The organism is Burkholderia sp. WTPI3 (assembly GCF_021483755.1).
Taxonomy (GTDB): domain Bacteria; phylum Pseudomonadota; class Gammaproteobacteria; order Burkholderiales; family Burkholderiaceae; genus Burkholderia.
This window is the reverse complement of sequence record NZ_JAGIXF010000088.1, coordinates 1-22,958: the sequence shown is the minus strand read 5'-3', so window position 1 is coordinate 22,958 and position 22,958 is coordinate 1. Positions and strand designations below refer to the sequence as shown.

Here is a 22,958-nt window from a genome sequence, read left to right as displayed (position 1 = left end):
TCCGCGTGCTGCAACCACAGCACCGGCTCGGTGGTGCCGTATCCGAGGGATCCGTCGTCGCTATACAGCCGCTTGTAGCCGAGCGCACCGGGCGTGCTGTCGTAGAACGCGCGGCTGCGGTCGATGCGGGCAACGCCGAAGGAAAGGTGATCGATCATCGGTGGCTCCTTGATCTGAAGAAGGGACGTCAGTGCAGCAAACCTGTCGACAGGCACCCAGTCAGCCGGACGTACTGTCGTGGAACGCCCGGCTGCGGCCGGTGTGGATAACTCGGGAGGAAAGGCGATCGAACATCTGTGACGCCTTGAGCTGAAGGGAACACCCGTGCCGCAAACCCGTTATTAACCACCATGCTGGTTGTGTTGGAAAGCGTCCGCAGGCTTGTCAACCGCCATGGTGGTTAGATGCGATCGGGACATGAACGATACGCAACTTTCCGTCACGACGGACTGCCTGATTCCCGCGTCGCCCGAAACGCTGAGCATCGATTTCGCGAACACGCGGTACTGGCGCGGTGCCGACGCGCCGACGGAAACCTTCGGCACGCTCGACGACCTGTTCGCGTGGTGCCGCGAGCAGGCGCGCGTGCCAACCGGCCTGGCCGACGCGTGTCGCGTCGAAGAGAAGGAGAGAGATGACGAGCCGGCGACGCTTGCGCGCGCTTGCGTTGCGCGAGGCGCTGTACCGGCTCTTTCACGCGCAGGCCGAGCGGCGCGAGCCGCAAGCGGACGATCTCGCGCTGCTTGGCGGTTTTCTGGCGGAGGCCGTGCCGCGCGTCGCGTTGACGCGGATCGACGGCGGCTATGCGTGGCGGATCGGGCGCGCGGGCGCGACGCTCGCAGGTGTGCTGAGCCCGGTGCTGTGGTCGGCGATCGACCTGCTGGGCGGCACGCGGCTCGCGAAGGTCAAGCGCTGCGCGAACGACGCATGCCAGTGGCTGTTCATCGACGACAGCAAGAACGGTAGCCGCCGATGGTGCTCGATGTCGTCGTGCGGCAACCGCGCGAAGGCGTACCGCCACTTTCACAAGGCCGAATGAAGCGGCGGCTCGAGCCACGCTTCCCGCCCGTCCCGCCGGAACCTATTTCGCCGACAGCTTGCGCCACAGCGTCGTCTTGCTGATGCCGAGCATCGCGCACGCGCGATCGCGGTCGCCGCCGCACGCGTCCAGCACCGCGCGGATCTCGTCGGCTTCCGCGCGGCGGCGGCGGGCCTGGAGCGTCTGTGCATCGTCGCCGCCGCCGGCGCCGGCCGCATCGGGCGGCGCGGCGAACAGCTCGGGCGCGATCGCCTGCAGCGCATCGGGCGCGAGCGCGCCGCACGCGGCGGCCGGATCGTGCGCGTCGACTTCCTCGGCCAGTTCCACCGCGATCCGCTCGATCACGTTCTGCAATTCCCGCACGTTGCCGGGCCACCGGTAGCGCGCGAGCGTCGCCTGCGTCGCGTCGAGCACGCGCATCGCGTCGCCGGCATCGCGCACGCGCTCGGCCAGCCGCGGCTCGCGCCGCGCCGCCTGCACGAGCAGCGTCGCGGCGAGCGCGGGGATGTCAGCCGCGCGATCGCGCAGCGGCGGCAGGCCGATGTTCAGGATGTTGAGCCGGTAATACAGATCCGCGCGGAACGTGCCGGCTTCGACGGCGGCGAGCAGCGGACGATGTGTCGCGGCGATCACGCGCACGTCGATGCGGATCGGCTCGGTCGAGCCGAGGCGGATCACCTCGCGCTCCTGCAGCACGCGCAGCAGCCGGCTTTGCAGCGACGGCGGCATCTCGCCGATCTCGTCGAGAAACAGCGTGCCGCGATGCGCGGCCTCGAACAACCCCGTCTTGCCGCCGCGCCGCGCGCCGGTGAACGCGCCTTCCTCGTAACCGAACAGCTCGCTCTCGAGCAGCGCCTCCGGAAACGCACCGCAGTTGACCGCGACGAACGGATAGCTGCGCCGCGCGGACAGCGCATGCAGGCTCTGCGCGATCATCTCCTTGCCGGTGCCGCTTTCGCCGAGCACGAGCACGGTCGCGTCGGAGCGCGCGTAGCGGCGCACCAGCTCGCGCACGCGCGCCATCGGCGCGGACGTGCCGACCACGTCGTCGAGCGCATAGCGCGCCGCGAACTGCTGCGTGTTCGGCTGCGAACGCAGCGCACGATCGAGCCGCTCGACCGCGCGCGATTCCTGGAACGTCAGCACGCTGCCCGACGTGACGCCACGGTCGACGAGCGGCCCGCGATGCACGACGTAGCGCACGCCGCGCACGGTCGCGAGCGCGTCGCCATCCTCGCCGCGCAGCGTGCGCAGCTCGGGCCGCAGATCGACGAGCGCGCGGCCGACAGCCGCCGCGGGTTCGACCCCGAGCGCCGACGCGAGCCGCTCGTTGATCGCCTCGACGCGGCCGCGCGCGTCGAGCGCGACCACGCCGTCGCGCAGGTGCTGCAGCAAATTGTCGAGCCGCTGGCGGCGAAACGCCTCGGCATGCGTCGCATACGCGACTTCGAGCGCCGTCTCGACGGCTTTGCGCACCGACGCGTGCGAATACAGGAACACGGCGCCCATGCCGGCGCTCGCCGCGAGGTCGGTCACGAGCCCGGGGCCGACGATCGTCTCGATGCCGCGGTCGTGCAGGTCGTGCACGCAGGCTTCCGCTTCCTGCGCGGACTGATATGACGCAAACTGCACGTCGAGGCCGTAGGCGGCGACGAAGCGGCGCACTTCGGGCGGTGTCTCGCCGGCGCTGACGAGCGCGATCCGCGATGCGTCGCGCCGCGCCCGCGCAAGCGCCTGCATCACGTCGAAGCCTGTCGGCGACACGACCACGACCGGCACCTGCGCCCGCGTTTTCAGGAAGGCGCCGTTCGAGCCGGCCGCGACGATCACGTCGGGCCGGGCGGTGCCGGCCTCCGCGATTGCGCTCAGCGCGTCTTCATAGGCACGCGTGACGATGCGCACGTCCGCGCGTTCGTCGAATTCCGCGGCGATCTCGCGAAACAGCTCGCGCAGGCGGCTGATGCCCATCGCCCAGATGCGCGGGCGCGCCGTTCGATCTGCCGGGCCGACGGGTTTGGTCGAGGAGAGGTCCATGGCGACCGATTATGCGCGTGCGATTTCATTTTTGAAACATGGAATTGCCGCATTGAAATCGACGGACGACGAGGCGCCCGCGCCGGTTGCTTAAGAATCAGTGGGTTAGCGGCGATCCGCAAGCTGGCCCGGTCCTTGCTGTTAATGGGCATTCCTTCAGGAGGCCGTTCATGAGCAACACGCATCTTCAGAGCGCCGGCGCGAAATTCCGCGCGGCAGTCGCGGCCGAGCAGCCGCTGCAGGTGGTCGGCGCGATCACCGCGTATGCAGCCAAGATGGCGCAGGCCGTCGGCTTCAAGGCCGTCTACCTGTCGGGCGGCGGCGTTGCCGCGAACTCGCTCGGCATCCCCGATCTCGGCATCAGCACGATGGAAGACGTGCTGATCGACGCTAACCGGATCACCAACGCGACCGACCTGCCGCTGCTCGTCGACATCGATACGGGCTGGGGCGGCGCGTTCAATATCGCGCGCACGGTGCGCTCGTTCATCAAGGCCGGCGTCGCGGCCGTCCACCTCGAAGACCAGGTCGGCCAGAAGCGCTGCGGCCACCGTCCGGGCAAGGAAGTCGTGCCGGTCGATGAAATGGTCGATCGCGTGAAGGCCGCGGTCGATGCGCGTACCGACGACCAGTTCGTGATCATGGCCCGCACCGACGCGGCCGCTGCCGAAGGGATCGACGCCGCGATCGAGCGCGCGATCGCCTACGTGGAAGCCGGCGCGGACATGATCTTCCCGGAAGCGATGAAGACGCTCGACGACTATCGCCGCTTCAAGGCCGCCGTGAAGGTGCCGATCCTCGCGAACCTGACCGAGTTCGGCTCGACGCCGCTCTTCACGCTCGACGAACTGCGCGAGGCGAACGTCGACATCGCGCTGTACTGCTGCGGCGCGTATCGCGCGATGAACAAGGCCGCGCTGAATTTCTACGAGACGCTGCGTCGCGACGGCACGCAGAAGGCGGCTGTGCCGACGATGCAGACCCGCGCCGAGCTGTACGACTTCCTCGGCTATCACGCCTACGAGCAGAAGCTCGACGAGCTGTTCGCGCAGGGCAAGAAGTAACGAGCCCGCGCGCCGGGACACGGTTCCCGGAACGCTTTGCATGAAGCCGGGCCGCGCGCCAGCGCCGGGCCCGGCCGGCATGACACCCCCGATACCCATTGGAGAACGGAAACATGAGCGAGACGAAAGACGCAGCAGCACCGGCCGCCGCAGGCGCATTCAAGCCGAAGAAGTCGGTGGCGCTGTCGGGCGTGACGGCCGGCAACACGGCGCTCTGCACGGTCGGCAAGACCGGCAACGACCTGCACTATCGCGGCTACGATATTCTCGACGTCGCCGAATCGTGCGAGTTCGAGGAAATCGCGCACCTGCTCGTGCACGGCACGCTGCCGAACCTGACCGAACTGGCTGCATACAAGACGAAGCTGCGCGCGATGCGCGGGCTGCCGAACGCGCTGAAGGCCGCGCTCGAGCAGATTCCGGCATCGGCCCACCCGATGGACGTGATGCGCACCGGCGTGTCGGTGCTCGGCACCGTGCTGCCGGAGAAGGACGATCACAACCTGCCGGGCGCGCGCGACATCGCCGACCGCCTGATGGCATCGCTCGGCTCGATGCTGCTGTACTGGTATCACTTCTCGCACAACGGCAAGCGCATCGAGACGGAAACCGACGACGACTCGATCGGCGGCCACTTCCTGCACCTGCTGCACGGCAAGACGCCGTCGAAGTCGTGGGTCGACGCGATGCACACGTCGCTGATCCTGTATGCGGAGCACGAGTTCAACGCATCGACGTTTACCGGCCGCGTGATCGCGGGCACGGGCTCGGACATCTACTCGGCGATCACCGGCGCGATCGGCGCGCTGCGCGGCCCGAAGCACGGCGGCGCGAACGAAGTCGCGTACGAGATCCAGAGCCGCTACGGTTCGCCTGACGATGCCGAAGCGGACATCCGCCGCCGCGTCGAGAACAAGGAAGTCGTGATCGGCTTCGGTCACCCGGTCTACACGATCTCCGATCCGCGCAACAAGGTGATCAAGGGCGTCGCGCACAAGCTGTCGAAGGAAGCGGGCGACCTGAAGCTGTACAGCATCGCCGAGCGCCTCGAATCGGTAATGTGGGACGCGAAGAAGATGTTCCCGAACCTCGACTGGTTCAGCGCCGTGTCGTATCACATGATGGGCGTGCCGACCGCGATGTTCACGCCGCTGTTCGTGATCTCGCGCACGTCCGGCTGGAGCGCGCACATCATCGAGCAGCGCGTCGACAACAAGATCATCCGCCCGAGCGCGAACTACACCGGTCCGGAAGACCTGCAGTTTGTGCCGATCGAGAAGCGCTGAAATGCCCGCCGCGCGTGCCGGCGCCCGTGATGCGGGCGGCCGGCGCGCGCGCAACGTCTTACCCCGGATCCCGCCCCACATCATGAATACCGCCAACCGCAAACCCCTGCCCGGCACGTCGCTGGACTTCTTCGATGCGCGCGCCGCGGTCGAAGCGATCGCGCCCGGCGCCTACGACACGCTGCCGTATACGTCGCGCGTGCTCGCCGAAAACCTCGTGCGCCGCTGTGACCCGGCGATCCTTGCCGATTCGCTGAAGCAGATCATCGAGCGCAAGCGCGAACGCGACTTCCCGTGGTTCCCGGCGCGCGTGGTGTGTCACGACATCCTCGGCCAGACGGCGCTCGTCGACCTCGCGGGCTTGCGCGACGCGATCGCCGAGCGCGGCGGCGACCCGGCGAAGGTGAACCCGGTCGTGCCCGTGCAACTGATCGTCGACCATTCGCTCGCCGTCGAGTGCGGCGGCTTCGATCCGGATGCGTTCGCGAAGAACCGCGCGATCGAGGATCGCCGCAACGAGGATCGCTTCCACTTCATCGAATGGACGAAGCAGTCGTTCGAGAACGTCGACGTGATTCCGCCGGGCAACGGCATCATGCACCAGATCAACCTGGAGAAGATGTCGCCGGTGATCCAGGTTCAGGACGGCGTTGCGTATCCGGACACCTGCGTCGGCACCGACAGCCACACGCCGCACGTCGACGCGCTCGGCGTGATCGCGGTGGGCGTCGGCGGGCTGGAAGCCGAGAACGTGATGCTCGGCCGCGCGTCGTGGATGCGCCTGCCCGACATCGTCGGCGTCGAACTGACCGGCAAGCGCCAGCCCGGCATCACGGCGACCGACATCGTGCTCGCGCTGACCGAATTCCTGCGCAAGGAGAAGGTGGTCGGCGCGTATCTGGAATTCCGTGGCGCAGGCGCCGCGAGCCTCACGCTCGGCGATCGCGCGACGATCTCGAACATGGCGCCCGAATACGGCGCAACGGCCGCGATGTTCTTCATCGACGGCCAGACGACCGACTACCTGCGCCTCACCGGCCGCAGCGACGAGCAGGTGAAGCTGGTCGAGACCTACGCGAAGGCGGCGGGCCTGTGGGCCGATACGCTGAACGATGCGCAGTACGAGCGCACGCTGACGTTCGACCTGTCGAGCGTCGTGCGCAACATGGCCGGCCCGTCGAACCCGCACAAGCGGCTGCCGACGTCCGATCTCGCCGCGCGCGGGATCGCCGGCCAGTGGGAAGAAAAGGCGGGCGAGATGCCCGACGGCGCGGTGATCATCGCCGCGATCACGAGCTGCACGAACACCAGTAATCCGCGCAACGTGATTGCCGCGGCCTTGCTTGCGCGCAACGCGAACGCGAAGGGCCTCGCGCGCAAGCCGTGGGTGAAGAGCTCGCTCGCGCCGGGATCGAAGGCGGTCGAGCTGTATCTGGAAGAAGCGAACCTGCTGCCGGAGCTCGAGAAGCTCGGCTTCGGCATCGTCGCGTTCGCGTGCACGACCTGCAACGGGATGTCGGGCGCGCTCGATCCGAAGATCCAGCAGGAGATCGTCGACCGCGACCTGTACGCGACGGCCGTGCTGTCCGGCAACCGCAACTTCGACGGCCGCATTCATCCGTACGCGAAGCAGGCGTTCCTCGCGTCGCCGCCGCTCGTCGTCGCGTATGCGATCGCCGGCACGATCCGATTCGACATCGAGAAGGACGTGCTCGGTCACGACCGGGACGGCAAGCCCGTCACGCTGAAAGACATCTGGCCGACGGACGAGGAGATCGACGCGATCGTCGCATCGAGCGTGAAGCCCGAGCAGTTCCGCAAGGTCTACGAACCGATGTTCGCGCGTACGGCCGATACGGGCGAACGTGCGGCGCCGCTGTACGACTGGCGCGCGCAGAGTACGTACATCCGCCGTCCGCCGTACTGGGAAGGCGCGCTGGCCGGCGAACGCACGCTGCAGGGCATGCGTCCGCTCGCGGTGCTCGGCGACAACATCACGACCGACCACCTGTCGCCGTCGAACGCGATCCTCGCGAACAGCGCGGCCGGCGAGTACCTCGCGAAGATGGGCCTGCCGGAAGAGGACTTCAACTCGTATGCGACGCACCGCGGCGACCACCTGACCGCGCAGCGCGCGACCTTCGCGAACCCGACGCTGATCAACGAGATGGCGGTCGTCGACGGCGCGGTGAAGAAGGGTTCGCTCGCGCGCGTCGAGCCGGAAGGCAAGGTCATGCGGATGTGGGAGGCGATCGAGACGTACATGAATCGCAAGCAGCCGCTGATCGTGATCGCCGGCGCCGACTACGGCCAGGGCTCGTCGCGCGACTGGGCCGCGAAGGGCGTGCGGCTCGCTGGCGTCGAGGCGATCGTCGCCGAAGGGTTCGAGCGGATCCACCGCACGAACCTGATCGGGATGGGCGTGCTGCCGCTCGAGTTCAAGCCGGGCACGAACCGCACCACGCTCGGCATCGACGGCACCGAGACCTTCGACGTGATCGGCGAGCGCAAGCCGCGCGCCGATCTCACGCTCGTGATTCACCGCAAGAGCGGCGAGCGCGTCGAGGTGCCGGTGACGTGCCGGCTCGATACGGCCGAGGAAGTGTCGATCTACGACGCGGGTGGCGTGCTGCAGCGCTTCGCGCAGGACTTCCTCGAATCGTCGCAGGCGGCGGCCTGACGGCGCGCTGATACGTTGAATCCGGGCGGTGCACGTGTGCATCGCCCGTCGTCAGATGGCTTTGCATGGGACCGGAGCCGGCGCGCGAGTGCGGGCCCCGGTCGACAGGACAACACAGACATGGCTCACATTCCTCAAATCAGGATTCCCGCCACCTACATCCGAGGCGGCACCAGCAAGGGCGTGTTCTTCCGGCTGCAGGACCTGCCCGATGCCGCGCAGACGCCGGGCGCCGCGCGCGACGCGCTGCTGCTGCGCGTGATCGGCAGCCCCGATCCGTACGGCAAGCAGATCGACGGGATGGGCGGCGCGACGTCGTCCACCAGTAAGACGGTGATCGTGTCGAAAAGCACGCGGCCCGGTCACGACGTCGATTACCTGTTCGGTCAGGTCGCGATCGACAAGGCGTTCGTCGACTGGACCGGCAACTGCGGCAACCTGTCGGCGGCGGTCGGCCCGTTCGCGATCAGCGGCGGGCTGGTCGATGCGGCGCGCGTGCCGCGCGACGGCGTCGCGACCGTGCGGATCTGGCAGGCGAACATCGGCAAGACGATCGTCGCGCACGTGCCGATCACGAACGGTGCGGTGCAGGAGACGGGCGATTTCGAGCTGGACGGCGTCACGTTCCCGGCCGCCGAAGTGCAGCTCGAGTTCATGGATCCGGCCGCCGAGGAAGAAGGCGCGGGCGGATCGATGTTCCCGACCGGCAACCTCGTCGACGATCTGGCGGTGCCGGGCATCGGCACGCTGAAGGCGACGATGATCAACGCGGGGATCCCGACCATCTTCGTCGAGGCCGAGGCGATCGGCTATACGGGCACCGAGTTGCAGGATGCGATCAACGGCGATGCGAAGGCGCTCGAGAAGTTCGAGACGATCCGCGCGCACGGCGCGCTGCGCATGGGCCTGATCGACACGCTCGACGAGATCGCGACGCGTCAGCACACGCCGAAGGTCGCGTTCGTCGCGAAGCCGGCCGACTATGTCGCGTCGAGCGGCAAGCGCGTGAATGCGGGCGACGTCGACCTGCTGGTGCGCGCGATGTCGATGGGCAAGCTGCACCACGCGATGATGGGCACGGCGGCGGTCGCGATCGGCACGGCCGCGGCGATTCCGGGCACGCTCGTCAATCTCGCCGCAGGCGGCGGCGAGCGCAACGCGGTGCGCTTCGGGCATCCGTCGGGCACGCTGCGGGTCGGCGCGGAAGCGCAGCTCGAGAACGGCGAATGGACCGTCACCAAGGCGATCATGAGCCGCAGCGCGCGCGTGCTGATGGAAGGCTGGGTGCGCGTGCCGGGCGACGCGTTCTGATCGTTGCGCGGTCGTTTCTGCTTGTGCTCCGGTTCTGGTCAGCCGTGCAGCAAGCAGCGCATCCTGGCCGGTGCGTCGCGCGACGGCGGACAGTCGCGCAGCGGGCGCACGACGCCGGGCTTTCATCCGGCGTCGACGCGAACTTCCCGTATCGGCCTGCTCGCCCTGCGCACCGCGAGCGGCGCGTACCATCGCATCGAATCGGAGCGTTGCTTCCCCCCATTGCCGGTTGCATTCCCGCGAGGTCGCCATGTCATTGAACGCGCCGCTTTCCGGCGTCCATATCGTCGAATTCGAAGGTCTCGGCCCCGGCCCGCTCGCGGGCTGGATGCTCGCCGGGATGGGGGCCCGCATCACGCTGATCGCGCGCCCGGCCGGCCGTACGAGCGCGCCGGACGCGCTGCAGGGCCGCGCCGGAGATTTGCTCCGCGAAGGCAAGACGATCGTCGAACTCGACCTGAAGACGCCGGACGGCCGCGCCGAGGCGCTCGCGTTGATCGCGCAAGCCGATGCGCTGATCGAAGGCTTGCGTCCCGGCGTGATGGAGCGCCTGGGCCTCGGGCCTGCCGATTGCGCACGCGGCAATCCGAAGCTCGTGTACGGACGCATGACGGGCTGGGGCCAGCACGGCCCGCTCGCGGCGGCGGCCGGGCATGACCTGAACTACGTCGCGCTGACCGGCCTGCTGTCGCTGTCCGCGCCGCGCGATGGCCGGCCCGGCCTGCCGCCGACCGTCGTCGGCGATGCGGGCGGCGCACTCGGGCTCGCGTTCGGGATCGTCTGCGCCCTCTTCGACGTGCGTGGCGGCGGCCCGGGGCGCGTGGTCGACGGCGCGATCGTCGACATCGTGTCGATGCTCGGCTCGCTCGCGCTGTGGGCGCGGGCGAACGGCCAGCTCGACGGCGCGCGGCCGAGCCTCTTTCACGACGCGCCGTTCTACGACGTGTATCGCTGTGCGGACGGCGAATGCGTGACGATCGGCGCGCTCGAACCGCCGTTCTATGCGCTGCTGGTCGAGCGGCTCGGGCTGACCGACCTCGATCCGGCATCGCAGTACGATCGCGCGCGCTGGCCCGCGCTGAAGGCGCGTTTCGCGGCGGTATTCGCGCAGCAGCCGTCCACGCACTGGCGCGCGCTGCTCGAGGGCACCGACGCGTGCTTTGCGCCGGTGCTGAGCGTGGCCGGCGCGGCGGTGCACCCGCACAACGCGGCGCGCGGGATCTATCGTACCGACGAGAACGGCAACATCAGGGCGCGCGTGGCGCCGCGTTTCCTGCCGCTGAACGGAGAGGATGCGGGCTGACGAGCCTGCTGCGCGCCGTGTTCCGCCGCCCGGATCGCCGTCACGCTGCGATCACGCCGTTTCCTCGGGCGTATCCGGCATCTTGCCGTCGCCGACGCGATTGATCGTGCCTTGCGCGATCGCGACCAACCGCTCGTGATCGCCGTCGATGACGAACACGTGACACTGGCAGGTCGCCTGATGCCGCCCCGCGTAGACCACCTTCGCGCGGGCGACGAGCGTGCCGTTCACGGCTGGCCGCAGGTAATTGATCTTGTATTCGGCGGTGACGACGCGCGGGCCGAGCACGAGCGCGCCGGCGAACGTCAGCGCATTGTCGGCGAGATAACCGATGACGCCGCCATGCACGAAGCCGTGCTGTTGCCGCAGTTCCTCCCGCACGGGCAGGCACAGCGACACCTCGTTGTCGCCGATATGCATCAACTGCGTGCCCAGCAACATGCTGAACGGTTGCGCGCGCAATGCGCCGCGCGCGCGGTCCGTGATGTCCGTCATCGAGTTTCCTCGCAATGCGTGTCCGCTTGCGCTGAACTCTAGGAAGGGGGCTGCGGATAAGCAAGGAAATTCGTCCGCATTTCTTGCGATTGCCGGCGCGATGCGGCGCGATTGCCGCGCCGAACGCGGGAGTCGTGCTCGTGTGCAGGCGAATCGGCGTGAATGGCGGCCGTGTCGCTGAACAATCAGACCTCGCACCTGATGCAGGCGCTGTCGGTGTTCGAACCGGGCGACGCGCGCGCGGCGTCCGGATTACGCGCCGGTCGGCAGCGCCGCGTAGGCGGTCGCGAGGTGGTAGGGCGTCGTCGACGGCATGTCGGCGCGCGACACCTGCCCGTCGGCCGTCTTGCATTCGAACCAGCCGCGCGGATGCAGGAAGCGCGCGGCGAAGCGCCCGATCTGCCGCGCGAGCGGCGCGGAGGCCGGCGTGCCGCCGTGCGTCGCGAGCGCGCGCAGGTATTCGGTCTGCGCCCAGATCCGCTGCGTCGCGTCGATGCAGGCGCCTTGCGCGTCGAGCGCCGCGCAGACGGCGCCCGTCCGCGTATCGACGCCGTGCCGCTCGGCGAATGCGTACGCGCGCGCGAGCGCATCGGGCAGGCTGGTCTGCGCAAGCCGTGCGCCGGCCGCGTCGACCAGATAGAACCATTCGAACTGATGGCCGGGCTCGAGGCGGTTGTCGGCCGCACCGAGCGGCAGCTCGGCGACGCAGCCGGTTGCCGTGTCGACGAACGTGCGCTCGACGGCCTGCGCGGTGCGCAGGAGCGCATCGTCGAACGCCGCGTCGCCGAACGCGTCGGCGGCGGCGAGCCACGCTTCCGTCAGGTGCATCAACGGGTTTTGCAGCGCGCCGCTGCCCGATGACGAGAAATCGGCGTGACGCGCGGCGTCGAGCCGCGCGTCGCCCGGCTGCGGTGCGAAGCGGTCCTGGATCAGTGCGGCGGTGTCTTCGGCGATCGTGCGCGCGGCGGCGTCGCCCGATGCCGCATGCCATGCGGCGCATGCGAATACGATGAACGCGTGCGTATAGAGATCCTTCGTCGTGTCGAGCGGCGCGCCTTGCGCGTCGACGCTGTAGAACCAGCCGCCGTGGCGCGGATCGCGAAAACGGCTGCACAGCGAGTCGAACAGCGTGGCCGCGTGCGCGGCGTTGCCGGCTTGCGCGAACACGAACAGTTGCCGCGCGCACGCCATTGCGCGATAACGGGTGACGTGCAGCGGCGCATGCGTGGCCGGATCGACGGCTTCGAACGGTAGCCGCAGCGTATGGTCGAACCCTGAACCCTGCCAGATCGGCAAGATGACGTGCGCGAAATGGTCGCGCAACTGGGCGGCCTGGGCGGAAGCGGAGTCGGGTGCGGACATGGCGGGGTAGAGCGCTTGGATCGAATCGAGTCGGCGTGGCCCGGAGCGGCGCGGCCGCGGCCAAGGATATAACATTCCGCGCGACCGGCACCAGAAAAGGAGGGGAAATCGGATGCTCAGCAACCTGGAACTCGTGATGCGGCTGGTTCTCGCGGCGGCGCTCGGCAGCGTCATCGGCTTCGAGCGCGAGCGCCTTTCATGGGCGGCGGGCCTGCGCACGCACATGCTGGTGTGCGTCGGCTCGACGCTCATCATGATCGTGTCGGCGTTCGGTTTCGCCGACGTGCTCGGCAGCAGCGACCACATCGTGCTCGATCCGTCGCGGATCGCCGCGCAGGTGGTGTCGGGCATCGGCTTCCTCGGTGCGGGGTCGATCCTGCTGCGCGGCGAGATCGTGCGCGGGCTGACGACGGCCGCGAGCCTGTGGTCGGTCGCCGCGATCGGCCTTGCGGTGGGCGGCGGGCTGTATGTCGCGTCGATTTCCGCAACGATCATCATCCTGATCATCCTGGCCGGCATCAAGCCGCTCGAACGGCGCTACTTCACGGTGCGTCAGCGCCGCCAGCTCGCGTTGACGGTGGTGGGCGGCGCGCTGACGTTCGATTCGCTGCACGAGGCGCTCGGCCCCGACAGCGCGCGGGTGAAGCAGTTCATCGTGCAGCGCGCCGACGACACGGGCGAGCACGACGAGGTGCGCATCGCGCTCGGGCGCGTGTCCGATCTCGAATACCGTGCCATCTGCGACAAGCTGCGCGGGCTGTCTTGCGTCACGCGATTCGAAGAAGGCAGCGGGCTGATGGGCGACGAATAGCCGGCATGGGATCGGTCGGCGCGGGCATTGGTCATGCGACAATGGCCGTCACTGATTCCGTTCGACATCCGGTTCCGCGTTCGCGAGCCCGTTATCCGACTCCATGACCGAATCCGTTTCCCTGCCTCGTTCCCGTTCTCGTTCCAATCGTTCGTTGGCCCGTTCGCGGTCGCGCTCGGCCGCAGCTGCCGGCAATACCGCGGCGCGCACGACCGCGCGACCGGGCAATGCGCCGGCCGGCGAAGCGTCGCGCGACGAACGCACGCTCGACCTGTTCGGCGACCCGGTGCTGGAGCCGGCCGCGCGTGCGTCTGCCGTGGTGCGCGATGAAGCCGTTGCCGAAGTTGAGGCAGTGGCCGGCGACGACGCCGGGCGGCAGGCGACGCTGGACGGGTTCAGCGCGTCCGGCGGTGAGGCGCGCGGTGACGCGGAGGGTGCGGCGGAGCAGGCCGCAGCCGGCGCGACGATGAACGAATCCGCGGCGACGCCCGGAAAGGGCGATGCGCTCGGCGACGATGTCGTGCGCAGGGTCGATGCCGATGCGGCGAAGGGTGCCGAGGTCGCACGGCAGTCGGAGGACATCGTTGCGATCGCGGCCGATGAACCGGCAACCGATGCCGGCCTGACGGAGGCGCAGGCAGTGTCCGATGCGTCCACAACGAAAATCGAGCGTTCGGCGGCGAACGCCGTTGCGACGGACGGTGCCGCCGCCGATCGCTCCGCGAAGCCGGGTAATGACGCTGACGGCGTCGACGTGACAACCGTGCCGGCCGAAGCCGCGCCGACACCTGGCGCGACCACGAAGGGCCGCCGTGCATCGTCGAGTAGCAAACGGCGCGTGGCTGCGGGCGCTGGCGCAACTGGCGCTGTTGCCGCCATGCCGGAATCGACCGCTGCACCGGATCCCGCGACATCCTCTGAACAGCAGCCGAGGCCGGAGCCCGTCGAGCCCGCAATGACCGCAAGCACGCACGACGCCGACCGGCAGGTCTCGGCTTCTGCTTCGGCCGAGGTCCAGCCGGTGGCGTCCGTGGCCTCCTTCGTGACGAAGCTGTCGGCGGACCGCGTGCAACCGGCCGTGCCGGATGCCCCGGCTTTCGATCCGGACGCGCATCTGCGTCCGTTGTCGGAGCGGCTCGCCGCGCTGCAGGGCGAGATGGCCGGCGTGAAGCGCGCGGCGGATCGCGAGATGCGTCGGGTCAACCGGCTGTTGCTGGCGCTGGCATTCGTCGTGTTCGCCGCGCTCGTTACGCTGGTGCTGCAAACGCGACAGGTCGCGAACCTGAAGCAGGAACTGGACGTCAGGCAACAGCGGGTCGATCGGCTGGCCGCCGATCTGTCGACGCAGCAGGCGACGCTGATGACGCTCGCCGAACATCATGAAGCGCTGCTGTCCCAGGTCGACCGGCTTCAGCGCAGCGCGAACCGCGAGGCAGCGGCCGCGAAGCGTGCGCGCCGAACCCGATAAAACCTGATAAATACTCCGACCCTACCTGCAAACCCTGCACCGGCAAGGATCGTCATGCCGGGCCGCTGCTCAGGGCCCGCACAGGTGCGGCAAACTGATGCGACGCGCTGGCAGAGTTCAGGGAAAACCCTTAGAATGGAGCTCATCTAAGGGGAAACCCTAGCCCTCTCTGTCAGGAGTCTCTCATGAGCTTCATTCTCGCCCTGCTGCAAAAGATCGACGACCTCTTCGTCTCCCCGCATCTGCCGCTCGACGCGGAATATTCGTACGCTGCGCGTCGCGCCGAAGCCGAGCGCGTGCGTCGTGCGCACCTCGTCCCGATCGTCCTGTACCGCCGTTGATTCGTTGATCGCCCGTCGCGCGCGGCCGGATCGATTGCGCTGTGTCAGGCATCCAGTCCCTTCCGCACGTACCACGACAGCGGCAGCGTCAGCAGTAGAACCGACGCGAGCGTAAGCAGTGCCGCAGGCACGCCTGCGACGTCGCCGAGTCGGCCGAACAGAACCGGCGACAGCGCGCCGGCGCCGATGGTGCCCGTGTAGAACAGCGCAAACGCCTGCTCGCGTTTTCCTTCGGCAGCCAGTTCGGGCACGGCGCCGTACAGCACCGACGATGTTCCGTTGAGTGCGAGCCCGAGTAACGGAAGCGCCGTCATCATCGCGAACAGCGGTGCAAACACGGCGAGCACGATCAGCAGCGACGTCGCGGATTCGGTGAGCCACACCGTCTTCATCATGCCGATGCGCACGCCCAGATAGCCGCACAGCAGCTTGCCGAACGCGCCGCCTACGAACAGTAGCGCCAGCGCGAGGCCGATACCGGCGGTGCCGGCGCCCTTGCTTTTCAACAGGAACGGCAAGAACGTCAGAAAGCCCATCCGCACCGCACTGTCCACGGTGCCGGTCGCGAGCAACGCGCGCAAACCCCAGGCCGATCCGCGCACAGCAATAGCCTTCGCTGCCTTGTCGCGCGGCCCGGCAGTCGCGCGGTTCGACGGAATCAGCCATGCGATCAGGCCGGCTGAAGCAACGCCGATCAACCCGATCAGCAAGGTGCCCGTGCGCCACGTCACGACGGTCAGCAGCAGGCCGATCACGCCGGGGATGAGCGTCTTGCCGATATCGCCGGCGAAGTTGTATTGGGACAGCGCTTCCTTCACGCCGCCGCCCGCGTCATAGGCGTCGCTGACCATCGAGGACGCCAGCGGATGCTGCGTGCTCGCGCCCAGTCCGGCCAGCACCAGCGCAATCATCAGCGCCGCCAGGCCGCCGGCGTGGCCGGCTATCAGGTAAGCGATGCCGGCCAGCGCCGTTCCGCCCACCAGCATGCGTTCGCGCCCCCAGCGCCGGGCCGCGCGGCTCGCGAGCAGCTGAAAACCCGCCATCACCCCGGAATAGGATCCCCGTAGCAAGCCGACCTGCGCGAAGTTGATCGCGAACTGTGCCTGCCAGATCGGCAGCAGCACATAGATGACGTCCGTCAGGCCGTCATGCACCGCATGCGCGCCACAGGCGGCCCACAACGTGCGGCGGCGGGTGGTGTCGGGGCTGTCCGCGTTCCCGATGGAGATTTCGCCTTTCAGATCGCTCATCGTTATTGTTCTGTGCAAGGTCGGGGTCGGCCATTTAATCAGAACGGGGCGGGGATGCATAGGGAACGGGCGCCGTGCGAGCGGCGGTTTCGCGATCCGGCCGCCCGGGCAGTGGCCGTCGCGATCGGCATCGCGCACGGGTGCGATCGTCCCGCTACACTGGAAGTTCGATTGACCTCGCGACCCCCGGGCCATGCTGCAGATGCGGCCGATGACGGCCGGCGAATTCCACGCATACCGCACGCGCGCCATCGACGGCTACGCGCGCGATCTCGTGTCGTCCGGGCAGAACGCGACCGACGACGCGGCGGCCCGCGCTCGAGCCTGCTTCGACACGCTGCTGCCGGACGGTCTGCTCACCTCCGGCCAGACGCTCGTCCAGCTGATCGACGCTGTCAGCGGCGACACCGTCGGCGACCTCTGGTACGCGATCGTGCCCGAAGGGCCGAACCGCACGCTGTTCATCTACGACCTCGATATCGTTCCGTCCCGGCGCCGCCAGGGCTGGGCGACGCGCGCGCTCGATGCGCTCGAGGCACAAGCGCGCGCCCATGGCGTCACGGAGATCGGGCTGTCGGTGTTCAATCACAACGCGGCCGCCCGCGCGCTCTATCGGGCGTGCGGTTTTGCGCCGATCACGACGACACTGATCAAGCCGGTCGTGTCGGGCTAGCGACGACGATTCGAACACTGCAGGCGCACCGTTTGCGGTTCGATACGATTTCACGATCGCGCGTGCGTGACGGAGGCACGCGCTGGATTCGTCGAAACCGGTGAATCCCGCCCGCTTTCGTACCGCGCTACCTCATCGCGCGCGCCCCTTCCATCTGCGCAACAGCAACGCGTTCGTCACGACGCTGACGCTGGAAAACGCCATCGCCGCCCCCGCGATCACAGGGTTCAGCCAGCCGAGCGCCGCGAGCGGCACACCGATCAGGTTGTAGACGAACGCCCAGAACAGGTTCTGCTGGATCTTCCGGTAGGTTCGCTTCGAGATGTCGATCGCGTCGGCGACGAGCGCCGGATCGCCGCGCATCAGCGTGATGCCGGCTGTATGCATCGCGACGTCGGTGCCGGTCGCCATCGCGATGCCGACGTCGGCCGCGGCGAGCGCGGGGGCGTCGTTGATCCCGTCGCCGACCATCGCGACGATTCCGCCATGCGTGCGCTTCAGTTCCGCGACCACGCGCGCCTTGTCGTCGGGCAGCACCTGCGCATGCACTTCGTCGATCCCGAGCGCCGCCGCGACGGCCGCCGCGCTGCCGCGGTTGTCGCCCGTCACGAGCGCGCTCGCGATGCCGCGCGCCGACAGTGCCGCGATCGCGTCGCGCGCGCCGGGCTTCACGGTGTCGCCGAACGCGATCAGTGCGAGCAGCGCACGCGGCGCGTCGGCGCGCATCAACCACGAAATGGTGTTGCCCGCCCGTTCGAGCTCCCCGGCCCGGGTGTCGAGTGCGGGCGGCGCGACGATGCCGAGTTCGTCGCGCCAGCGCGTGCTGCCGAGCGCGAGCAGTTGTCCGTTCACGCGTGCTTCGACGCCGCGTCCGGCCACCGCGCGCGCATCGGCCGCGACGGGGGCGTCGGTCGAACCCGTCGCGCCGCGTCGTGCCGCGGCATCCGCATCGTGCGCGGCAACCACCGCGCGCGCGAGCGGGTGATCGCTGTGCCGCTGAACCGCCGCGGCGATAGCGAGCGCCTGTTCGCGCGGGACGCCGACGGCTTCGAACGCCGTCACGGATGGCTTGCCTTCGGTCAGCGTGCCGGTCTTGTCGAATGCGATCACGGTGGTGCGCTGGGCGAGTTCGAGCGCCTGCGCATCCTTGATCAGCACGCCGTGGCGCGCCGCGACGCCGGTGCCGGCCATGATCGCGGCGGGCGTCGCGAGGCCGAGCGCGCACGGGCACGCGATGACGAGCACCGCCACCGCGTTGAGGATCGCCGTTTCGGTGCCGGCGCCGGCGATCAGCCAGCCGATCAGCGTCAGCACCGCAATGCCGAGGATCGCCGGCACGAACACTTCGCTGACGCGATCGACGAGCCGCTGGATCGGCGCCTTTTCCGCCTGCGCGGATTCGACGAGCCGGATGATGCGCGCGAGCGTCGTTTCCGCGCCGATCGCGGTGGTTTCGACCACGAGCGCGCCTTCGCCATTGATCGAACCGGCCGTCACCGGATCGCCGTCGTCCTTCGGCACCGGCATGCTTTCGCCGGTGATCAGCGATTCGTCGACGTGCGAGCGGCCCGACACGATCCGGCCGTCGACGGGCACGCGCTCGCCGGGGCGAATGCCGACCGTCGTGCCGACGCGCACCTGCGCGAGCGGCACGTCGCGTTCGACGCCGTGCTCGACGACGCGCGCGCGGTCGGGGCGCAGCGCGTTCAGCGCGCGGATCGCTTCGGTCGTCTGGCGTTTCGCGCGCGCTTCGAGCCATTTGCCGAAGCGCACCAGCGTGACGATGACGGCCGATGCCTCGAAATACAGGTGACCGGGATCCGCGGGGTCGCGCAACAGCATCCACAGGCTCAAGCCGAATGCGGCCGATGTGCCGAGCGCGACGAGCAGGTCCATGTTGCCCGCACGCGCCTTCACCGCGTGCCAGGCCGCGCGGTAGAAGCGTGCGCCGAAGCCGAACTGGACGATCGACGCGAGTACGAGCTGGAGCCAGCCGGGCAGCATCGCGTCGATGCCGAGCGGCGCGACGAGCATCGGCACGACGAGTGGCGCGCTCAGCACGGCCGAGCCGATCACGAGGTTGCGTTCGCGGATTGCTTCGCGGCGCTTGCGGGCGTCCGTGGTTTGCGCCGGGGCGGCGGCGCGTGAATCGGTGTCCGCGCCGGCTGCCGCAACGGCTTCCGGCGCGGCGGCAAGCGATGCCTGGTAGCCGGCCCTCGTGACCGCCGCGATCAGCGTCGCGGTGTCGAGCGGGCCGGCGCCATGCACCGACGCGCGTTCGGTCGCGAGATTGACCGACGCGCGCGCGACACCCGGGACAGCGGCCAGCGCTTTCTCGACGCGGCCGGCGCAGGAGGCGCACGTCATGCCGCCGATGTCGAATTCGAGATCGGCCGAGGCAGGCGATGAAGCGGGAGCAGGCGGTGGGGCGGCTGCGACCGGCGTCGCGCCGTAGCCGGCTTGCGTGACGGCATCCACCAACTGCGATGTGGAAACGCCGGGTGCGGCGTCGATGGTGGCACGCTCGGTCGCCAGATTGACCGTCGCACGGGTGACCCCCGGCACCTTCGCCAAAGCCTTTTCGACGCGCGACACGCACGATGCGCAGGTCATCCCGTCGATGTCGAGCTCCGCCGTCACAACGACCGGCGCATGCGACGCCCCAGCCGACTCGCCAACCCGCTCGCGCACCGTCGCACGATATCCCGCCGCGCTGATCGCCTCGACGAGCTGCGCCGGCTCGACCGTGTCCTGCACAGTCGCCGTCGCGGCATGCCCATCGAGATCGACCGCGGCCTCGACGACGCCCGGCACGGCAGCCAGTGCACGCTGCACGCGGCCCGTGCAGCCGCCGCAATGCATGCCGTCGACGCTCAGTTCGATCGTTTGCAGCGCCGCGGACGCGAGTGATTCAGTCATGTCGGATTCCCCAAAAGCGCGGTTCGTGCCGCGAATGATCCCAGTATCAACATTCCCATCATGGGAAGGTCAAGCGCCGGCGACGATCCGACGCACGGACGGGCTTCTGCCGCGCCTGTCGGCCCGCACCGATCGCTGACGCGCCCCGATCGGGACGCCGGATCGACGGAACTTCCGGCTGACGACGGCCGGCTACCGCTCCGCCGGTTATTCGGCATATTGGGGGATGCCCTTAGGCGCTATGATACCGGCCTGACATCAGCGCCCGCCGTCGCAAAGCGGCGATCGGCAAGCTGGGGTGCCTTGCCTTCGCCGATCGCGCGTCGCACAAGGCGTTGACTGAAAAGAACGATATTCGGCCAGTAATCAATGATTGAAAACCTACGAGAATCAATTTCTCTGCGACGCGCAGGTGCGTCGCTGGTCATGGCGGCGCTGCTGACGGGGTGCGCGTCGCAACCCGATGCGATCCAGCGTAAAACCGGCTGGATGCGCGCGGAAGTAGCCGACTCCTATGTGTATGCCTATCCGCTCGTGCTGATGGATGTCGCGAAGGAGGCCGCGACGGGCGGCGACGGCGCGCAGCCGGGTCAGGCGCCGCTCAATACGTTGCGTCATGCACAGGCATTGCCGCCGGTCGGCGCGCCGAACCCGCCGCTGCCGGGCGTCGACACGCTCGACTCGACCGGCTGGCTCGACGTCGGCGCCGAGCCTGTGATCGTCACGCTGCCAGACACCCGCGGCCGCTATTGGGATGCCCGCGCGCTCGACATGTGGACGAACGTGTTGTGGTCGTCGTCGAGCGTGGCGGCCCGTGCGGCTCGCGGCGGCGCGCGATCGCAAACGATTGCCTTTGCGGCGAAGGACTGGCAGGGCACGCTGCCGAAGGGCGCCGTGCGCATCGACGTGCCGTCGGCCAACGCGTGGCTCGAAGTGCGGCTGCAGACGAGCGGCGGCCGCGACCTGACCAACGTGAAGAAGCTGCAGCGCGCGATTCGCGTGGTGCCGCTGTCCGTCTATACAGGCGCCGCGCGCGGCGCGTCGGTCGCGGTCCATGCGGGCAGCGCGCCGTCGGAGGCCGCGAGCGGCGGCACGCCGGCCGAGCAGGTGGCCGCGCTCGATCCGAAGGCGTTCTTTGCGCGTTTCGCGCAGGCGCTGCAGGACAATCCGGCCCCGGCCGACGATGCGCATGCGCAGGAACTGCTGAACGACATCGGCGTGTCGGCCGGCTACCCGGTGCTGTGGACGGGCGACCGCCTGAACGCCGCGACGGCCGGCGTCGCAGAAGCGCGCGCGCGGCTCGCGGCGGCGCCGCCGAACCTGCTGAACGCGAACGGCTGGAGCTGGATCGGCGACACGGCAGGCAAGTACGGCCAGGATTACGCGCTGCGCGCCTATGCGGCCTATACGCAGTTCGGCACCGCGACGCGCGACGACGAGACGCTCGCGCTCGTGCGCGTCGACAGCGACGGCCATCCGCTGAACGGCGCGAACCGCTACGTGCTGCATTTCGCACCGGGCGCGCTGCCGCCGGTGCGCGGATTCTGGACGCTTACGCCGTACACGGCCGGCGGCGCGCTGCCCGACGTCGGGTCGGCGCGCCGCTCGCTCGGCGATCGCGACCGCCTGCGCCGCAACCACGACGGCTCGATCGACGTGGTCGTGTCGGGCTCGCCGGGCGGCGCGCACGGCGCCAACTGGCTGCCTGCGCCGCGCACCGAATTCACGCTCGCGCTGCGGCTGTACGCACCGAAGCCGCAGGCGAGCGACGGATCGTGGATGCCGCCCGTCGTCGTTCGGAAATAACGTCCGAAATGAACGGATGACGGCCGCCGCTGTCCGAACGGCGGGCGCGGCGGCCGCGCCCATCCGCCGTTCCGTCACCACCTGAGCCTATACTTTCGGGATAGCGTGCGCGGCCGTGCCGGTTTCCGGGGCGGCCCGGCATCCATTCCCGAGGCATCCAAGCATGGCAAGCGCAGACAAAGAAACCGTACCCTCGACTCTCCATGCCCTCGGCGGCATTGCACGCTCGCGCCGGACCCGGCGTATCGGCCTCGGCGTGCTGATCTTCCTCGTTTTGTTCGGACTGCTCGGGTTCTTCGCGGCGCCGCCGCTGATCCGGCACATCGCCGAACAGCAACTGAGCCAGCAGCTCGACCGGCCGGCCACCGTCCAGCGCATCGCACTGAACCCGTACACGCTGAACCTCGAAGCCGACGGCATCCATATCGGCGAGCGCGGCGGCCAGGGCGACTTCATCGACATCGGCAAGCTCGTCGTGCGGCCGTCGTGGTCGTCGCTGTTCCGCGGCGCGCCGATCGTCAACGAAGTGCGGGTCGACTCGCCGCGCTTTCATATCGTCCGCTACGACGCACAGCGCTTCAACTTCACCGACCTGATCGAGAAGTTCTCGACGCCGTCCAAACCCGACAGCAAGCCTACGCATTTCTCGGTATCGAACATCCAGGTCAACGATGGCCGGATCGACTTCGACGATCGTCTGCTGAAAGAAAAGCACGTGGTCGACAACTGGACGCTCGGGATTCCGTTCATCGCGACGCTGCCGTCGAAGACCGACATCTTCGTGCAGCCGAAGCTGCGCGCGCGGTTCGACGGCAGTCCGATCGCGATCGACGGCAAGACCAAGCCGTTCGCGCAGTCGCGCGAATCCGAAGTCGCGCTGAAGTTCGACCGGCTCGACGTGCCGAAGCTGATTTCGTACGCGCCGTCGAAGCTGCCGGTGATCGTGACGAGCGGCCTGCTGAGCAGCGACCTCACGCTGAATTTCGTGATGAGCGGCGATTCGCCCGCGCTGCGCGTGTCGGGCACCGTCGACCTGAACGACGCGAAGGTCACCGGCCCGGCTTCCGAGCCGCTGTTCGCCGCGCGCGGCGTGCACGTCGCGGCGGCCGGCCTCGA

17 protein-coding genes and 2 pseudogenes are annotated in these 22,958 nt (G+C 68.7%); 12 read left to right on the top strand and 7 right to left on the bottom strand.

What is annotated here, in order from left to right; translation table 11 throughout:
• Window positions 1-158: pseudogene (locus tag J7024_RS30710) on the bottom strand (VOC family protein); the annotation flags it as partial.
• A gap of 235 nt (window positions 159-393) precedes the next feature.
• Between J7024_RS30710 and J7024_RS30705 the strand changes: the two are divergent.
• Window positions 394-1,039, top strand: a pseudogene (locus tag J7024_RS30705) (CGNR zinc finger domain-containing protein).
• A 42-nt stretch (window positions 1,040-1,081) separates the two neighbouring features.
• Here the strand turns inward: J7024_RS30705 and prpR are convergent.
• Window positions 1,082-3,073, bottom strand: coding sequence for a propionate catabolism operon regulatory protein PrpR (gene prpR / locus J7024_RS30700; protein ID WP_124826688.1), 1,992 nt, complete (start codon window positions 3,071-3,073; stop codon window positions 1,082-1,084).
• A gap of 170 nt (window positions 3,074-3,243) precedes the next feature.
• Between prpR and prpB the strand changes: the two genes are divergently transcribed.
• The 5 genes from prpB to J7024_RS30675 all read left to right on the top strand — a co-directional run bounded on the left by prpB (window position 3,244) and on the right by J7024_RS30675 (window position 10,717).
• Complete coding sequence (prpB, locus tag J7024_RS30695) at window positions 3,244-4,137, top strand: methylisocitrate lyase (protein ID WP_124826687.1); 894 nt, start codon at window positions 3,244-3,246, stop codon at window positions 4,135-4,137.
• 113 nt (window positions 4,138-4,250) lie between these two features.
• The gene (prpC, locus tag J7024_RS30690) at window positions 4,251-5,423 is read left to right on the top strand and encodes a bifunctional 2-methylcitrate synthase/citrate synthase (RefSeq protein ID WP_124826686.1); all 1,173 of its coding nucleotides are present in this window, start codon (window positions 4,251-4,253) and stop codon (window positions 5,421-5,423) included.
• Between the two features lie 82 nt (window positions 5,424-5,505).
• Window positions 5,506-8,103 (top strand): Fe/S-dependent 2-methylisocitrate dehydratase AcnD, encoded by a 2,598-nt coding sequence (acnD, locus tag J7024_RS30685; RefSeq protein ID WP_124826685.1) that lies wholly within the window; start codon window positions 5,506-5,508, stop codon window positions 8,101-8,103.
• 120 nt (window positions 8,104-8,223) lie between these two features.
• Window positions 8,224-9,414: a 2-methylaconitate cis-trans isomerase PrpF gene (prpF, locus tag J7024_RS30680; RefSeq protein ID WP_124826684.1), complete on the top strand. Its 1,191-nt coding sequence runs from the start codon at window positions 8,224-8,226 to the stop codon at window positions 9,412-9,414.
• A gap of 250 nt (window positions 9,415-9,664) precedes the next feature.
• Window positions 9,665-10,717, top strand: a complete 1,053-nt coding sequence (locus J7024_RS30675) for a CaiB/BaiF CoA transferase family protein (protein ID WP_124826683.1) — start codon at window positions 9,665-9,667, stop codon at window positions 10,715-10,717.
• Window positions 10,718-10,768: 51 nt separating this feature from the next.
• Here the strand turns inward: J7024_RS30675 and J7024_RS30670 are convergent, their stop codons facing one another.
• Both J7024_RS30670 and J7024_RS30665 read right to left on the bottom strand, forming a co-directional pair.
• The gene (locus tag J7024_RS30670) at window positions 10,769-11,212 is read right to left on the bottom strand and encodes a PaaI family thioesterase (RefSeq protein WP_124826682.1); all 444 of its coding nucleotides are present in this window, start codon (window positions 11,210-11,212) and stop codon (window positions 10,769-10,771) included.
• Window positions 11,213-11,464: 252 nt separating this feature from the next.
• Window positions 11,465-12,574 carry an AGE family epimerase/isomerase gene (locus J7024_RS30665; RefSeq protein ID WP_124826681.1) on the bottom strand — a complete coding sequence of 370 codons (1,110 nt, stop codon included), beginning with the start codon at window positions 12,572-12,574 and terminating at the stop codon, window positions 11,465-11,467.
• 112 nt (window positions 12,575-12,686) lie between these two features.
• Between J7024_RS30665 and J7024_RS30660 the strand changes: the two genes are divergently transcribed.
• The 3 genes from J7024_RS30660 to J7024_RS30650 all read left to right on the top strand — a co-directional run bounded on the left by J7024_RS30660 (window position 12,687) and on the right by J7024_RS30650 (window position 15,194).
• Complete coding sequence (locus J7024_RS30660) at window positions 12,687-13,385, top strand: MgtC/SapB family protein (RefSeq protein WP_124826680.1); 699 nt, start codon at window positions 12,687-12,689, stop codon at window positions 13,383-13,385.
• 154 nt (window positions 13,386-13,539) lie between these two features.
• Window positions 13,540-14,853, top strand: coding sequence for a flagellar hook-length control protein FliK (locus J7024_RS30655; RefSeq protein ID WP_311769306.1), 1,314 nt, complete (start codon window positions 13,540-13,542; stop codon window positions 14,851-14,853).
• Between the two features lie 185 nt (window positions 14,854-15,038).
• A complete protein-coding gene (locus J7024_RS30650; RefSeq protein WP_006481665.1) occupies window positions 15,039-15,194 on the top strand; it encodes a hypothetical protein in 156 nt (51 codons plus the stop codon).
• A 44-nt stretch (window positions 15,195-15,238) separates the two neighbouring features.
• Here J7024_RS30650 and J7024_RS30645 read toward each other — a convergent pair whose 3' ends face one another.
• Window positions 15,239-16,444, bottom strand: a complete 1,206-nt coding sequence (locus tag J7024_RS30645; RefSeq protein ID WP_124826815.1) for an MFS transporter — start codon at window positions 16,442-16,444, stop codon at window positions 15,239-15,241.
• Between the two features lie 193 nt (window positions 16,445-16,637).
• Between J7024_RS30645 and J7024_RS30640 the strand changes: the two genes are divergently transcribed.
• On the top strand, window positions 16,638-17,117 hold the full coding sequence (locus tag J7024_RS30640; RefSeq protein ID WP_124826678.1) for a GNAT family N-acetyltransferase: 480 nt from the start codon (window positions 16,638-16,640) through the stop codon (window positions 17,115-17,117).
• A gap of 132 nt (window positions 17,118-17,249) precedes the next feature.
• Here the strand turns inward: J7024_RS30640 and J7024_RS30635 are convergent, their stop codons facing one another.
• Together J7024_RS30635 and J7024_RS30630 are read right to left on the bottom strand one after the other, a co-directional pair.
• A complete protein-coding gene (locus J7024_RS30635; RefSeq protein ID WP_234745732.1) occupies window positions 17,250-20,036 on the bottom strand; it encodes a heavy metal translocating P-type ATPase in 2,787 nt (928 codons plus the stop codon).
• A gap of 239 nt (window positions 20,037-20,275) precedes the next feature.
• On the bottom strand, window positions 20,276-20,464 hold the full coding sequence (locus J7024_RS30630; RefSeq protein ID WP_175750589.1) for a hypothetical protein: 189 nt from the start codon (window positions 20,462-20,464) through the stop codon (window positions 20,276-20,278).
• On the opposite strand from J7024_RS30630, the gene J7024_RS30625 reads away from it, so the two are divergent.
• Both J7024_RS30625 and J7024_RS30620 read left to right on the top strand, forming a co-directional pair.
• Window positions 20,406-21,842, top strand: a complete 1,437-nt coding sequence (locus J7024_RS30625; protein WP_124826676.1) for a DUF1254 domain-containing protein — start codon at window positions 20,406-20,408, stop codon at window positions 21,840-21,842. The genes J7024_RS30630 and J7024_RS30625 overlap by 59 nt on opposite strands.
• Before the next feature lie 163 nt (window positions 21,843-22,005).
• On the top strand, window positions 22,006-22,958 hold a 953-nt coding region (locus J7024_RS30620; protein ID WP_234745731.1), incomplete at its 3' end, for an AsmA family protein.